Annotated in this window: 10 protein-coding genes; 3 read left to right on the top strand and 7 right to left on the bottom strand. The window is 66.3% G+C overall.

The window, feature by feature from the left end; translation table 11 throughout:
* Window positions 1–11 precede the first annotated feature (11 nt).
* Window positions 12–1,523 carry an aldehyde dehydrogenase gene (locus tag F3J43_RS12470; RefSeq protein WP_205297818.1) on the bottom strand — a complete coding sequence of 504 codons (1,512 nt, stop codon included), beginning with the start codon at window positions 1,521–1,523 and terminating at the stop codon, window positions 12–14.
* A gap of 46 nt (window positions 1,524–1,569) precedes the next feature.
* A complete protein-coding gene (locus F3J43_RS12465) occupies window positions 1,570–2,418 on the bottom strand; it encodes a helix-turn-helix transcriptional regulator (RefSeq protein WP_166886341.1) in 849 nt (282 codons plus the stop codon).
* Window positions 2,419–2,724: 306 nt separating this feature from the next.
* Here F3J43_RS12465 and F3J43_RS12460 point away from each other — a divergent pair, with 306 nt between their 5' ends.
* Both F3J43_RS12460 and F3J43_RS12455 read left to right on the top strand, forming a co-directional pair.
* Window positions 2,725–3,795, top strand: a complete 1,071-nt coding sequence (locus F3J43_RS12460; protein ID WP_166886339.1) for an enoyl-CoA hydratase/isomerase family protein — start codon at window positions 2,725–2,727, stop codon at window positions 3,793–3,795.
* A gap of 16 nt (window positions 3,796–3,811) precedes the next feature.
* Window positions 3,812–4,963 carry an acyl-CoA dehydrogenase family protein gene (locus F3J43_RS12455; RefSeq protein ID WP_166886336.1) on the top strand — a complete coding sequence of 384 codons (1,152 nt, stop codon included), beginning with the start codon at window positions 3,812–3,814 and terminating at the stop codon, window positions 4,961–4,963.
* Between the two features lie 410 nt (window positions 4,964–5,373).
* Here F3J43_RS12455 and F3J43_RS12445 read toward each other — a convergent pair whose 3' ends face one another.
* The 3 genes from F3J43_RS12445 to ptrR form a co-directional block, all read right to left on the bottom strand.
* Window positions 5,374–5,889, bottom strand: a complete 516-nt coding sequence (locus F3J43_RS12445; protein WP_502706609.1) for an acyloxyacyl hydrolase — start codon at window positions 5,887–5,889, stop codon at window positions 5,374–5,376.
* A gap of 393 nt (window positions 5,890–6,282) precedes the next feature.
* On the bottom strand, window positions 6,283–6,726 hold the full coding sequence (locus tag F3J43_RS12440) for a carboxypeptidase regulatory-like domain-containing protein (RefSeq protein ID WP_166886330.1): 444 nt from the start codon (window positions 6,724–6,726) through the stop codon (window positions 6,283–6,285).
* 82 nt (window positions 6,727–6,808) lie between these two features.
* Window positions 6,809–7,693 (bottom strand): putrescine utilization regulator PtrR, encoded by an 885-nt coding sequence (ptrR, locus tag F3J43_RS12435; RefSeq protein ID WP_353618228.1) that lies wholly within the window; start codon window positions 7,691–7,693, stop codon window positions 6,809–6,811.
* 105 nt (window positions 7,694–7,798) lie between these two features.
* Here ptrR and F3J43_RS12430 point away from each other — a divergent pair, with 105 nt between their 5' ends.
* Complete coding sequence (locus F3J43_RS12430) at window positions 7,799–9,184, top strand: aldehyde dehydrogenase family protein (protein ID WP_166886324.1); 1,386 nt, start codon at window positions 7,799–7,801, stop codon at window positions 9,182–9,184.
* A gap of 137 nt (window positions 9,185–9,321) precedes the next feature.
* Here the strand turns inward: F3J43_RS12430 and F3J43_RS12425 are convergent, their stop codons facing one another.
* Together F3J43_RS12425 and eprS are read right to left on the bottom strand one after the other, a co-directional pair.
* The gene (locus F3J43_RS12425) at window positions 9,322–12,321 is read right to left on the bottom strand and encodes an autotransporter outer membrane beta-barrel domain-containing protein (RefSeq protein WP_205297828.1); all 3,000 of its coding nucleotides are present in this window, start codon (window positions 12,319–12,321) and stop codon (window positions 9,322–9,324) included.
* 191 nt (window positions 12,322–12,512) lie between these two features.
* A complete protein-coding gene (gene eprS / locus F3J43_RS12420; RefSeq protein WP_166886317.1) occupies window positions 12,513–15,512 on the bottom strand; it encodes an autotransporter serine peptidase EprS in 3,000 nt (999 codons plus the stop codon).
* Between the last annotated feature and the right edge of the window lie 42 nt (window positions 15,513–15,554).

Raw genomic sequence — 15,554 nt, 5'->3', positions numbered from 1 at the left:
CTAGGTAAAGGTCAGCGCAGCTGGATCCAGGTGGTCTTGAGCTGGGTGTACTTGTCGAACGAATGCAGCGAGAGGTCGCGGCCAAAACCGGACTGCCGGCCACCGCCGAACGGCACGCTGACGTCCAGGGCGTCGACGGTGTTGACCGACACGGTGCCGGCCTTCAGGCGCCGGGCGACACGATGGGCACGGTTGAGGTCGTCGCTCCACACCGAGGCCGCCAGGGCGTAGACGCTGTCGTTGGCCAGGGCGAGCGCCTGTGCTTCGTCGTCGAAGGCGCTGACGGCAAGCACCGGGCCGAAGATCTCTTCCCGGGCCAAGGCCATGTCCGGGCGCACGTCGGTGAAGATCGTCGGCATGATGAAGTTGCTCGCGCCGTTGATGCTCAGGCGCTCGCCGCCGCACAGCAGCCTCGCGCCCTGCTCCAGCCCGGCGCCGATGGCCGCCTCGATGCGCGCGGTCTGTTCGGCGTCGACGATGGCCCCGGCACGGCTGGCCGGGTCCAGCGGGTCGCCGGGCAACCAGGCGCGAGCCTTGGCCAGCAGGCGCTCGACGAATTCGTCATGGATCGAGCGCTGCACATACAGCCGCGAGTTGGCCGAGCACACCTCGCCCTGGTTGAAGAAGATGCCGAACGCCGCTTTCTCTGCCGCCAGGTCCAGGTCACGGCAATCGTCGAACACCAGGTTCGGGCTCTTGCCGCCGCACTCCAGCCATACCTGCTTGAGGTTCGACTGCGCGGCGTACTGCATGAAGTACTTGCCCACCTGGGTGGAGCCGGTAAACACCAGGCAGTCCACATCCGGGTGCAGGCCCAGGGCGCGACCAGCGCTCTCGCCCAGCCCGGGTACCACATTGAACACGCCTTCGGGCACACCGGCCTCGAGGGCCAGCTCGGCCAGGCGCAGGGCCGAGAACGGCGACTGCTCGGCGGGCTTGAGCACCACGCTGTTGCCTGCGGCCAGCGCCGGGGCGACTTTCCAGGCGGCCATGTCCAACGGGAAGTTCCACGGCACCACCGCGCCGACCACGCCCAGCGCTTCGCGGGTGATCATCGCCACCGCGCTGGCGGCGGTCGGCGCAACCTGGTCGTAGAGCTTGTCCAGTGCCTCGCCATACCAGGCGAACACCTGGGCCGCGCCAGGCACGTCGATGCTGTAGGCGTCCATCACCGGCTTGCCCATGTTCAGCGAGTCGAGCAAGGCCAGTTCCTCGCGATGGGCCAGCATCAGCTCGGCCAGGCGCAGCAGGACCCGCTTGCGCTCGGCCGGCGCCATGCGTGCCCAGGGCCCCTGCTCGAAGGCGCGCCGTGCAGCGGACACGGCCAGGTCGATCTCGTGCTCGCCACAGGCCGCAACCCGGGCCAGCAGCTGGTTGGTCGCCGGGTTGATGGCATCGAAGGTCGCCCCTGTGGCGGCTGCCACCGGCCGGCCAGCGATCAGCGCCGAGGTCATGAAGCGTTGCTGCGCAGCGCGTTGCTGCCAATCACTTTTGCTATGCACGCAGGTCTCCCATCCGGCCATGCGCTGGCCGGTCGTTGTCGTTGTCAGGATGCGCCGAAGCGGTGGTTCAGCGTCTTCGCAGGTAGCTTTCCAGCGGGTCCTTGCTCAGGCCTTCCTGGGCTTGGGCCAGGGAGGCGATGAACAATGAGAACAGCTCGGCCTGGGTGGCGATGTCGAGCTTGGCGTAGAGGTTCTTGCGATGGGTCTTGATGGTGTCTTCGCTGATGCCCAGGCGCTCGGCCAGGGAGCGGGTCGAGTGGCCGCGCAGCAGGTACTGGGCGATGTGGCACTCGCGCTCGGTGAGCACGGAGGCGCCGAAGTTGTTCAGCGCGGCATTGATCTGCCGGCCCAGGGCGCTTTCGAAGCGCCCGCCCAGGGTCGCGCTGTCCAGGTGTCCCCAGTGCCGACGCACTACCGCGACCACCCAGGCGGCGATGCACTTGAGATCGCCCACCTCGCGACTGCCGAGGCGGCGGACGCTGCCCAGGGCAACGGCGATGGACAATTGCTCGTCCAGCGGCGCGATGTAGTTGAGCTCGTCCTCCAGGTGTGCGTGCTGGTAGAACGCGGTGTAGTACTCGCTGCGCTTGAAATGGTCAGGGGCGACGTCACTCAGGCGATAGCAGCCGGCCCCCACGCCGTCCATGCAGGCGCGGTAGAACGGGCATAGCAGGTAGTAGCCTTCGAGGTACTTCTGCACATTGCCTTCCGGCAGCCACGGCCCCTCGTCGTCCTTGGCGAACAGGGCCGAAGGCAGGCCCTTGCGCGGGTAGAGGAACACGCTGATCGCCTGGCAAGGCGCCAGGCTGTTGAGCGCGGCGAACAGCGTCTCGACGAACCCCGGCGTGCCGATGGCATCGGTCACACGGGCCATCTGCGTATACCAGTCGGGCGAATTCAGCTGGGCCTTGCTCATTGTTATGGTCCCCGCCAGGGTGAGTGCTGGGCCGGATTGTTTCACGCGGCGGCACGACCGGCCATCACCCTTCGGGGTGAGCTGGCGCCTGGCGTCTGCGAGATGGCGCAACGCCCCCTTGTGCCCTCCCGCCACGGCGCTAAAGTGGCAACACCGAGGTCTGGCCAGGTCACCCAAGGCAAAAATGCAGAAACGCCCTGCAGATTTGCCAATTGTGCAAGGCAAATTCGCATGACAGGATCCTGCGATCCGCCCGCGAATTCCAGACTTCACTTGGAAAATCAATAACAAAGCAGGGAGACCGCGATGACCGCGCACGCTCAACCCTCGGCAACGGATCAGGTACTGGCCGAGGTCCGCAACCACATCGGCCACCTCACCCTCAACCGTCCCGCCGGCCTCAATGCCCTGACCCTCGACATGGTACGCAGCCTGCAGCGCCAGCTCGACCAGTGGGCCGACGATCCGCAGGTGCATGCCGTGATGCTGCGCGGTGAAGGTCCCAAGGGTTTCTGCGCCGGTGGCGACATCCGCTCGCTGCACGACAGTTTCAAGGCCGGTGAGAAGCTGCACGAAGACTTCTTCGTCGAGGAGTACGCCCTGGACCTGTGCCTGCACCGCTACCGCAAGCCGGTGCTGGCGTTGATGGACGGCTTCACCCTCGGCGGTGGCATGGGCCTGGCCCAGGGCTGCGACCTGCGTATCGTCACCGAGCGCAGCCGCCTGGGCATGCCCGAGGTGGGCATCGGTTACTTCCCGGATGTCGGCGGCAGCTACTTCCTGCCCCGTGTACCCGGCGAGCTAGGCATCTACCTGGGCGTCACCGGCACCCAGGTCAAGGCCGCCGACGCCCTGTACTGCGGCCTCGCCGACTGGTACCTGGACAGCGACAAGCTCAGCGCCCTGGACCAGGGCCTGGACAAGCTGCAGTTCGGCGACCACCCGCTCAAGGATCTGCAGGGCCTGCTGGCCCGACTCGGCACCCAGGTGCTGGAAGACCCGCCACTGGCCAGCCTGCGTCCGGTGATCGACCACTTCTTCGCCCTGCCCGACCTGCCCAGCATCATCGAGCAACTGCGCGCCGTAACCATCGGCGACAGCCATGCCTGGGCGCTGGATACCGCCGCCCTGCTGGAAACCCGCTCGCCGCTGGCCATGGCCGTCACCCTCGAGCTGCTGCGCCGGGGCCGCCACCTGGTACTGGAAGACTGCTTCGCCATGGAACTGCACATCGACCGTCAGTGGTTCGAGTACGGCGACATCATCGAGGGCGTGCGCGCCCTGATCATCGACAAGGACAAGCAGCCGCGCTGGAACCCGCCGACCCTCGCCGGCCTCACCGCGCAACGCGTCGACCAATTCTTCGAAGGCCTGTGAGCCGGGGAGTACACAGATGCAAGACCTGGAACTGAGCGAAGAGCAGATCATGATCCGCGACATGGCCCGTGACTTCGCCCGCGGCGAAATCGCCCCCCATGCCCAGGCCTGGGAAAAGGCCGGCTGGATCGACGACGCGGTGGTGCGCAAGATGGGCGAGCTTGGCCTGCTCGGCATGGTCGCCCCGGAGCAGTTCGGCGGCAGCTACACCGACTACGTGGCCTATGCCCTGGCGGTGGAGGAAATCTCTGCCGGCGACGGCGCCACCGGGGCGATGATGAGCATCCACAACTCGGTGGGCTGCGGTCCGCTGCTGGCCTACGGCACGCCTGAACAGCAGCAGGCCTGGCTGCCGAAGCTGGCCAGCGGCGAGGTGATCGGCTGCTTCTGCCTGACCGAGCCACAGGCGGGCTCCGAAGCCCACAACCTGCGCACCCGCGCCGAGCTGATCGACGGCCAGTGGGTGATCAACGGCGCCAAGCAGTTCGTCAGCAACGCCCGCCGCGCCAAGCTGGCCATCGTCTTCGCCGTCACCGACCCGGAGCTTGGCAAGAAAGGCCTGTCGGCGTTCCTGGTGCCCACCGACAACCCGGGGTTCAAGGTCGATCGCAGCGAACACAAGATGGGCATCCGCGCCTCCGATACCTGCGCGGTGACTCTCGACGACTGCCGCGTCCCTGCCGCCAACCTGCTCGGCGAGCGCGGCAAGGGCCTGGCCATCGCCCTGTCCAACCTCGAGGGCGGGCGCATCGGCATTGCCGCCCAGGCCTTGGGAATCGCCCGCGCGGCATTCGAGGCGGCGCTGCTGTACTCGCGCGAACGCATCCAGTTCGGCAAGCCGATCAACGAGCACCAGAGCATCGCCAACCTGCTGGCCGACATGCAGGTGCAGATCAACGCCACGCGCCTGCTGATCCTGCATGCCGCGCGCCTGCGCACGGCCGGCAAGCCCTGCCTGTCGGAAGCCTCCCAGGCCAAGCTGTTCGCCTCGGAAATGGCCGAGCGAGTGTGCTCGATGGCGATCCAGGTGCATGGTGGCTATGGCTACCTCGAAGACTACCCGGTGGAAAAGTACTACCGCGATGCGCGGATCACCCAGATCTACGAGGGGTCGAGCGAGATCCAGCGCATGCTGATCGCACGGGAGCTCAAGCACTATCCGCTGTGATGCCGCGACGGCCAGTGGCGCCCTGCTGGATGTCAATGTCTTCGTCGACGATGTCGACACGTTCGGCCTGACGGGCGACGGCAACGAGTGCGCAGCGCCCATGCCCTGGCGCTACAGTGCAACGCCGAACGGCGCCTGTTGCATGTCTGTGACAGTGCTCGCCCCCCTATCGCCGACTTCGGCGCCGGCACGGTGACCATGCACTAGGGTCTGTACGAAAAGTCTTGAGACGCAGGTCAGGCAAGGCGAAAACAGCCGAGGAACGGTCGGAGTCGCGCACGACTGTACTGGAGTACATGAGCATTCCGAGGCTGTTTTCAACGCAGCATGAACAAGTATCAAGGCTTTTCGTACAGACCCTAGCGAATGCCCACCGCAGAGGCCTGGCTGGCCCCTGCGGTGGATTGGGCTCAGAACGCCTTGCTGTAGAACAGCGAGTACGACTCGATCCCGTCGTTGGGCTGCTTGAGGCCGGCGTTGGAGTAGTGGATCGCACGGATACCGACCTTCTGTTCGGCCGGCAGCTTCAGGCCGAAGCCGATGCGATCCTCGAAGTTGACCGACGAGCCCAGGCGCTGGTCGCCGACATCGGTCTTGGAGAACGCCGCCAGGCCGATACCGGCCTCGATGAACGGCGTGTAGGTGAAGCCGCTGAACTCATAGACGAACACCGGCGCGAACGACAACGAATGGGCACCGCTGGCGTCACCCCCCTCCCAGTAGGTGTATCCCGCATCCCAGTAGCCGGTCAGGTGACCAGTGCTGCTCTGCCACCACTGCTTGTCCCAATCCCAGGACAGGCCGATACGGTAGGTCATGTCGCCTTGGCTGGTGGCCCCCACGGCACCAGAGATCGACGCGGCCTGGGCCAGGTTGGCCCCGGCAAGCGCCAGCACTGCAGCCGCCAACGAAGCGGCGAGACGGATTTTCATCAATGACTACTCCTGATGGTCTTCACGAACAGGCCCGCGTGCGGATGCGGGCCTGTGGCAAGTGGGGGCTGGGCCCCTCGTTGTCCACATGCGGACTGGCACTCCCGCCAGGTCACAAGTGGTAATACTTTCCCGATTATTGTACGAACAGTCTGAAAGTTAAAAGTCATTTGCCACTATTGCAGCAAGACACTGTGTTGCATCCAGCGGTTCAATCGTATTCGGCCTTGGTCTGCTCGCCGAGCAAGGCGTGGATCCCCGCTTCGGCTAAAGGAGCGCCCGGCGCTCCTGCGATGGGCCGGCGGCCTGCCGCGAGCACGCCCGTGGCAGGCCGCTTCGAGCGCAATCACTTGGCAGCGCAAGGCTTACAGGTGTGCGCTCCTGGTCTTAATGCCAGTTCATGTCCACCCGCGCCGGGGTGTTGCCATTCACCGTCACCATCTGCTGGTGCGTCTGTCCGCCAGCGGAGCCGGTGACCTTGTACTGCCCGGGCGGCAGTTGCACGAAGACCAATGGGCCGACGTCCTTCAGCGCCAGGACCGAGTCGCCCTTGGCCGACTGGATATCCACCGCCGCCCCGGTCTCGAACTCACCGCTCGCACCGGTGGACAGGGTGATGTGCAGGTCATAGCCCGGCGTCTTGCGCAGCGCGTTGGCTTCGTCCTGGCCGATACCGCCTTGCAGATAGCGGATACCGTGCTGTTCCTGGGGTACCAACTGCACGCCTTGCGGATCGATGGGCGCATTGAGGTCGGCGGCGGCCGTGACGGTCCAGGGCATGGCCAGGGCCAGCAGCAGCGCCGCGCAGTTTCCGTAGTGATGGGTTCGCATGATGTCTGTCTCCCTCGAAGGGATGGGTACACAGTTTGGATACCTCCCAGGGGTCGCTGTTCGAGCAGCGCGCAACCGTTGGTCAGAGCGTCGCGCCGACCACCTCGACACGGCGTTCCTCCAGCAGCTTGATGAACATGCTCAGGCTGCGCGACACCGTGCCCCGACGCCACACCAGCCAGGTCTTGAGGTAGCGGAAATCCTCGGCCATCGGCCAGGCGCTGACCGTGCTGCACCCCGGCATGTTGTCGAGCATGCTGCGCGGCATCATCGCCAGTCCGGCGCCGGCGCTGACGCAGGCAAGCATGCCGTGATAGGACTCCATCTCGTGGATCTTGCCCGGCACCGCCTGGTCGTGGACGAACCAGCTCTCGAAATGATGGCGATACGAGCAGTTGGCGCGAAAGGCGTAGATGCTCGCGCCATTGACATCCCGGGCGCGGGTCACCGGCGCATGGTTCAGTGGCGCGATGACCATCATCTCCTCTTCGAACACCGGCATGCCTTCAAGCGTCGGGTGCAGCACCGGACCGTCGACGAACGCCGCCACCAGGCGACCAGACAGCACGCCTTCGAGCATGGTCCCCGACGGTCCGGTGGACAGGTCGAGGTCGACCTTGGGGTAGCGCTGGTTATAGGCCGCCAGCAAGGCCGGGATACGCACTGCGGCGGTACTCTCCAGCGAGCCCAGGGCGAAAGTCCCCTGTGGGTCCTCGCCCGCCACGGTGAGCCGCGCCTCGTGCACCAGGTCGAGGATGCGCCGGGTGTACTCGAGGAAGTTCCATCCGGCCGGCGACAGGCGCAGGCGACTCTTTTCGCGGATGAACAGCTCGACCCCCAGGTCTTCCTCCAGTTGCTTGATGCGGGTAGTCAGGTTCGACGGTACCCGATGAATGCGCTGGGCGGCGGCGCTGATGCTGCCATGCTCGGCCACGGCCTTGAAGATCTCCAGTTGCACCAGGTCCACAGTCATTCTCCATTCGTGAATGTTTCGCTCATTATTATTCAGTTTTCATTAAAGCTTGCCACCCCTAGTCTGGGCCCACTGATTCATAACAACGAGACTCCAGCCATGAGCGAGATCAGCAGCCTGACCCATGCCATTTCCGTCGACCCGTACACCGGCGAGCGGATCGGCCACTACGCCTTCGATACCGACGCCGCACTGGACGCGGCGCTGCAACGCGCCAAGGTGGGCTACAGCCAGTGGCGCAAGGTGTCGCTGGGTCATCGCAGCGAATACCTCATCGCCCTGGCCAACGCCTTGCAGGCCAACGCCGAGGCATTCGCCCAGATGATCGCCCGCGAAATCGGCAAGCCGATCACCCAGGCCCGTGGCGAAGTCAGCAAGTGTGTCGGGCTGTGCCAGTGGTACGCCGAGCATGGCCCTGCGATGCTCGCCCCCGAGGCCACGCAGATCGAAAAGGCACGTATCGAATATCGCCCGCTGGGTCCGATCCTCGCCGTGATGCCATGGAACTTCCCGGTCTGGCAGGTCTTGCGTGGCGCCGTGCCGGCCTTGCTGGCCGGCAACACCTATGTGCTCAAGCACGCCCCCAACGTGATGGGCAGCGCCTACCTGCTGGCCGACCTGTTCAAGCGCGCCGGCCTGCCCGAGGGCGTGTTCGAGGTGCTCAACGTCACGCCTGAAGGCGTCACCCGGGCCATCAACGATTCGCGTATCGCCGCCATTACCCTGACCGGCAGCGTGCGCGCCGGCATGGCCATCGGCGCCCAGGCCGGCGCCGCGCTGAAGAAGTGCGTGCTCGAGCTGGGTGGTTCCGATCCGTTCATCGTGCTGGCCGACGCCGACCTCGACGCGGCGGTCAAGGCTGCCGTGATCGGCCGCTACCAGAACACCGGCCAGGTCTGCGCCGCGGCCAAGCGCCTGATCGTCGAAGACAGCATCGTCGATGAGTTCACCCGCAAGTTCGTCGAGGCTACCCGTGCCCTGAACATCGGCAACCCCTTGGACGATGCCACCTACATCGGCCCGATGGCGCGCTACGACCTGCGCGACGAACTCGATGGCCAGGTCCAGGCAACCCTGGCCGAAGGCGCCACCCTGTTGCTGGGCGGCCACAAGGTCGAAGGCGCGGCGAACTTCTATGCCCCGACCGTGTTCGCCAACGTCACGCCGGACATGACCGCCTTCAAGCAGGAACTGTTCGGACCGGTGGCGGCGATCATCAGCGCCCGTGACGCCGAACATGCGCTAGCGCTGGCCAACGACAGCGAGTTCGGCCTGGCCGCGACGATCTATACGGCCGACCATGCCTTGGCCGAACGCATGACCGCAGCGCTGGATACCGGCGGCGTGTTCATCAACGGCTACTGCGCTTCCGACCCCCGTGTGGCGTTCGGTGGCGTGAAGAAAAGCGGTTTCGGTCGCGAGCTGTCGCACTTTGGCGTACGCGAGTTCACCAACGCCCAGACCGTGTGGCTGGATCGCAACTGATCTGCCCTGGCCAATGGAGATCGACCTGCCGACGCAAGCGCCGGCAGGTCGATTTCTGCTTGATTGAACCTGGGTGTTCACCCCCGCGCCGATTCGCGAGGGGCTGCTACATCACCCTGGCGCTCCGTTAGCGAGTTTCAGAATGCCCAGTCCAGGGTCAGGCCGACCCCGTGGCTCTTGTCGCGATTCCCCAGCAACCCGTTGTAGTCCAGGTTGACCCGGGCCTGGCGACCCAGGGCGACCCCTGCCCGCACGCCGACTACCGCCGCATCACGATCCAGGGACAGTGCCTGGACCTTGTAGCTGTCACCCTGGCCCGCAAAGGCCAGGTGCTGGTCGGCCCCGGTGGAGCTCAGGTTGTGCTGCCAGCCGAGGGTGGCGGCAAGCTCCACCGCCTGGCCGCTGGACAACTGCAGTTGCTTGCCGACGCGCATACCCAGGGTCGAAAGCCAGGCGTCACGGTTATCCTGCCCCCCCTTGAGCGCAGCCGCGCCGCCATGCTCCTTGAAGCTGTCGCTGTCGATATGCACATAGGCCAGGTTGGCGAACGGCTCCAGCGCCACGCTCGGCACTGCGAGCTTCCACGCCGCCTCGCCGAACACCTGGGTGCTCTGGGCATCGCGCTTGCTCTTCTGGCGATCGGAGACTTCGTTGTACTGCAGCTCGCGCTTGGTCTCGATGCGGTGCCAGCTATGGCTGCCCCCCAGGCTCAGGCGCACTTGCTCCAGTTCCTTGCCGGCATAGGCGCCCAGGTGGTAGCTGTCGACGCTGGCCGAGGAATGTCGACCATCGCCCATGCTCAGCGAACTGTCGCTGTAGCCGGTGAAGACCCCGACGCGGGTGTCCTCGCTCATCTGCCCGTCGACCCCCAGCAGCAGGCCGCCAATGGAGCTGCTGTAACGCGCGTGCCCGGAATCACCATCCGCCTTACCCCAGGCCCCCAGTGCCTTGATCCACAAGCCGTTGTCCTGGCCTTCCCGAGTCGGTGCGGCGGCAACGCCCTGCTGGCGGGTGCGCTCACCTACCGCGTCGCGCAACTGGCGACTGTCGTTGAGCAACAGGTTGCTCACCGCCGGGTGGATTTCCCCGGACAGTTGATCGAACGCCTGCTGGACGCTGGCGGCATTGTTCGACAGCAGCAGGCTCTCGTAGACCGGGTGGCCCGCGCCGAGCCGATCGGCGGCGGCCCCCACCGAACGCTGGTTGGCGGTCAGTCCGACACTGGCGAAGGAGGTGCCGTTGCGCTGCACCGCCAGCTGTACCCCGCTGCCGGTATAGGCCAGGCCGCCACCAAGGAACAGTGAGTTGGCCTGCACGGTGGCGAAACTGCCCTGCACGCCGCCCGCGGCATCCAGGATGTCGTACTGACGCCCCAGCAGGCTGGTTGCCTGCGAGGACTGCAGCGAAACCCCCGGGTTCTGCAGGTCCAGGGCCAGGTTCGCGCCGCCCAGGGAAACCTTGCCATCGCTGACCAGGCGGTCGCTGCCGGCGGCATCCACTTCCACCGCATAGGTCGAGCCCGGCTGGAAGGCCACGTCGGAACTCACGTGCAACGTGCCGATGGAGTTGCCTGGCGCCACTACGCCACCGCGGTTGACCACCAGCGCGCCGATCCGGCCGTTACCGCCCAGCACGCCGCCGTCATTGACCGTCACCGTCGATTGCAGCGAGCCATTGATCGCCAGGCGGCCCTGGTTGACCAGGGTCGGGCCGGAGTAGGTGTTGTTGCCGGTGAGCACCAGCGTACCAATGCCCTGCTTGGTCAGGCCGCCATGGCCAGCGATGTCGTTGCTCCACAGATCGAGCACGCAGCTCAGGTCGTTGCAGCGTCGCTGGGTCGGCCGGCCGGCGTCCACCAGGGCGCCGACACCCGGCAGATCGACCACGAACTGGCTCGGGCCATAACCACCGGCAATACGGAACTCCTCGGGGATGTCCTGTTCGGTCACCAACATGCCCGGGCCACGGATGCCCTTCTCCAGGTTGATCATGCCCCAGCCGTACAAGGCATCGATGCCCGGCGCGCCCATGTCGGTGGCGGTGGTGCGCAGCACGCTGGCGATCTGTGCGCCGCTCATGTAGGGGAAGCGCTCCATCAGCACCGCCGCCGCGCCGGCGGCATGGGGCGCGGCCATGGACGTACCGTTCTTGTTGGCGTAGTCCAGGGTCAGGTCTTCCAGGCTGGTGCCGCCAATCACCGCGCTGTAGATCCGGGTACCGGGGGCCGAGACGCAGAAGCTCGCGGTATAGCCGCAACGAGAAGAGAAGGTACTGATCTGGTACGGGTTGGCGCTGCTGGCATCGGGGTTCTGCTGCAACGCCGCCACGGTCATCCAGTTGGGGGCGATTTCCGGGACGAAATAGCCCAGCCCGGCAATCGCATCGGGGTTGTTCAGGTTGTAATCGTTGCCTGCGGCGAAGATCGTCAGGACCCCACTGCGGGCGGCGGCGATGGCGCCATCATAGGCACCGCCTGGCAAGGTGCCCAGCAGTGGCTGGATCTGTGCGAACTGCGCCCGCGCATCGTTCACGGTGAAGTGCGCAAAGTCCGGGTTGCGCCCGCCCTTGGCGAAGCGATCAGTGATGCCGATGCCCCAGCTGTTGTTGATGATCCGCGCGCCGCTGTTCACCAGGCTGTCCCAGCCGGCCTTGTACACCGCGCCATCGTTGCCCAGGACGATGCCATCCTCGGGGCCGGGGTCGCCGTTGTCGGCACTGATGATCTGCGCATCGTAGGCCACGCCGTGCATCGACACGCCGTCCCGGTTGCCGGCGGCGATCCCGCCGACGTGGGTGCCGTGGGAGCCGAGCTTGCCATCCGACCCCACCGACGGGCTGCCGTCATAGCGGAACGCATCGCCGGCCTTCACCGGGATGTAGGGGTCGGTGTACTGGCGAATGCCGCTGGTGACCAGGGTCACGATCTTGTCCTTGCCGGCGAACTCGGGGTGCTTGGCATAGACCGGCTGGTCGAAGATCCCAAGCTTCACCCCCTTGCCGCTGTAGCCGGCGGCATAGGCGCTGTCAGCGTGGATCGCCCCCAACCCCCAATCGGCCTTGAATTCGTTGCTGCGCCAACTGCTGGCATCGCCCAGTCGGCCACTCTCCACATAGGGCGCGGCCTGGGCCGTGCCCATCAATGCCGCCCATCCCACCAACGCCCGCCCCAGTGGGGCCAGGGACCAACCCTGCCCGAGCGCGCTGTCATCCTTTTTGACGTGCTTCACTACGACCTTCCTTAGCTGCATTGATAAAAACCGCGTCAGTCCAACTCGGTATTGCAACGCCAGGCTGGCGAGACCTTGGCCCCGCCAGCGTCACTGCGTTTTCAGAAACGCCATTGCAGGTTGAGCCCTGCGCCATGCTGTTGCTCGCGGCTGGCCAGGCGCCCCTGGTAGTCCAGGCTCAGGTCCAGGTCACGGGTCAGTCCCATCCGGGCCTGGAGCCCTACCAGCGCGGCATCGCGCAAGGCTGGCGCAGTCTCCACCCGGAATGGCAGGTCGCTACCGGCGAAAGCCAGTTGCTCGCGATCCTGGGTGCCACTCAGGCGGTGTTGCCAGCCCAGGCTGGCGGCCAGTTGCATGTCTTGCTGCGGGCCCAGTTGCCAGTGCTGGCGCCCACGCAGGCCCAAGGTGCTGAGCCAGGCATCCCGCTGCTCATCGCCGGCATGCAGCGCCGCGGCATCGCCTTTCTCATGGAAGGCATCACGGTCCAGGTGCTGGTAGGTCAGGTTGGCGAAGGGCTCCAGCTGCAGCGCCGAATCAGCCAGGCGATAGGCCGCCTCGGCGAACAGCTGCTGGCTACGGGCATCGACCCGCGCACGCTGACGACCGGACACCTCTTCATAGGCCAGGTCGCGCCGGACCTTGGCACGGTGCCAGCTGTAGCTGCCGCCCAGGCTCAGGCGCAGCTGGTCCAGGTCGTGACGGGCATAGGCGCCCAGGTGGTAGCTGTCGACCGTGGCCCGGGAGTGGCTGCCGCCCATGCCCAGGGAGCTGTCGCTGTAGCCTGCGGCCAGGCCGGCCCGGGTCTGATCGTCGAGGTCTCGGTCCAGGCCCAGCAACATGCCGCCCAGGGAGCTGGTATAGGACTCGCTGCCCTGCACTCCCTCGATGCGCCCCCAGTTGCCCAGGCCCTTGAGCCAGAGCTGGGTCGAGCCAGGTTCGCCCGCCGCCGCGCCAGGTGCGTCGACAGTACGCGCGGGCGCCTGCAGGCGCTCGCCAAAGGCATCGCGCAAGACCGCGCCCTGGCTGAGCAGCATCGAGTCCAGCGCCGGGTAGATTTCTCCGGACAACTGCCGCAGGCCGTCCCGGGCCTGGTCCGCCGAGGTCGAGAGCAACAGGCTTTCATACACCGGGTTGCCCGGCCCCAGCCGCTCCACGGCGGTGCCGCTGGAGCGCTGGTTGGGCGTGGCGCCGACACTGGCGAACGTCATGCCGCTACGTGTCACATCCAGTTGCACGGCGTTGGCCGAATAGTCGAGTACAGTCCCCAGAAACAGGTAGCCGGGCTGGACCTGGGCGAAGCGCCCATCGACGCCACCCGCGGCCTGCAGGATATCGAACTGGCGCCCCACCAGGCTGGCCACCGGGCCACCAGCCAGCAGGTTCGGCCGAGCCAGGGGCTCCAGGCTCAGGTTGGCGCCACCGACACTGGCCTGGCCGCCCACGACGAGCCGGTCGCTGGCGGCAGGTGACAACTCCAGCCGATAGCTGGAGCCCGCTTGCAAGTCCAGATTGCCGGCGACATTCAAGGTGCCGATGGAGTTGCCAGGAGCCACTACCCCCCCGGCACTGGCGGTCAGCGCACCGACCTGGCCATTGCCGCCCAGCGTGCCGCCTGCGTTGACCGTGACCGCCGACTGCAGGTTGCCATTGACGGCCAGCAAGCCGCCATCGACCCGAGTCGGGCCGCGGTAGCTGCTGTCACCGCTGAGCACCAGCCAGCCGGCCCCGGACTTGACCAGACTGCCCTGGTAGATCCGCTGCGCGGCCGCTGCGTCCCGCGCCATGCCCAGGGCATAGTCGCTGCGCTCCTGCTGGCTGGCGCCCGCTGCCAGGCCATGTTCCCAGCCGCGATCCTTGAGAGTCTGCTGCCACGCCTGGCGCTCCGCGGCATCCTCGGCCTGGCGCTGCGCCAGGGCCTGGTCGGAAATGCCATTGCTCCAGGTGTCGCCCTGGCCGCGTCCGAGGTTGACGTCGAACTCACCCAGCAACTGTCCTGGGCCGTGCAAGGCCCGGCCCAGGTCCGGGACACCCCAGCCCACCTGGTCGCTGGGCCCCTGGGTCGGCGAGCCGTCGAGCTGGCGCGAGGTGGTCAGCAGCACTTGCAGGGCCTGCTGGTTGTTCAGGTAGGGATAGCGCTCCATCACCAGCGCCAGGGCCCCGGTGGCGTGGGGCGCGGCCATCGAGGTGCCGTTGTAGGTGGCGTAGCCGCCACCGGGCACGGTACTGGTGATCGCCGCACCCGGGGTCGCCAGGCACCAGTACTTGGCGATGCCGCACTGGTTGTATTTCTGCTGGTTGTTCTTGTCCAGGCCCGACACCGCCAGCCAGTGGCCTTCCAGCTCCGGCTGGAAGTACGGCAACGCCGAGCGCACGCTGGCATTGGCGTAACCACTGTTGCCGGCGCTGAACACGTTGATCACGCCGCGACGCGCTACGTCGCCGGCGGCATCGAGCCAGGTGTCCTGCTGGAAGTGCTGGGCGTAGGCCGCGCGCAAGCCATCCAGGGTCTGGTAGCTGACGTCCTTGGGCTGGCTGCCCCAGCTGTTGTTGATGGCGCGCACCCCGGCGTCCACCAGGGCATCGTAGACCGCCTTGAAATACCTCGGATCGGGGTCGGTGCCGAACAGGAACTTGTCGTTCTTGTTGGTGTTGCCCACGTACACCTGGGCATCGAAGGCCACGCCATGCATGCCAGCGCCATCGCGGGCCGCGCCCATGGTGCCGGTGACATGGGTGCCATGGCTGTCGTTGGCGTCGTTGAGCACACCGGACACGCTGAACGGAGTACCGTCGAGGTACTGCCCGGTGGCGGTGACTGCGTGGAAGCGTCCCGGGCTGGCCTCGGGGTGGGCGGCATCGAAACCTGAGTCCAGGGCGCCGATGCGGACTCCCGCGCCGGTGACCCCGGCGGCATAGGCCTGGTTCGCCTGCATGCGCTCCAGCCCCCAGTCCTGCTGGTACTCGGTCGAACGCCAGCTGGCGGGATCGCCCAGGCGTCCAGTCTCCTGATAGGCCGCCGCAGCCGATAGCGGCAGTCCGCTGGCGAACGCCAGGCACAGGGTGCCCGTCAGCCTCTTGAGCTGATCACATCTCACATCCATGTCGATGACTTCTCTTGTATTTGTTGTTGGATCGCCCGTCCT

It is taken from the genome of Pantoea sp. Cy-639, assembly GCF_011752525.1.
Classification (GTDB): domain Bacteria; phylum Pseudomonadota; class Gammaproteobacteria; order Pseudomonadales; family Pseudomonadaceae; genus Aquipseudomonas.
The sequence above is the reverse complement of the archived record's forward strand: the minus strand, read 5'-3'. Positions and strand labels throughout refer to the sequence as shown.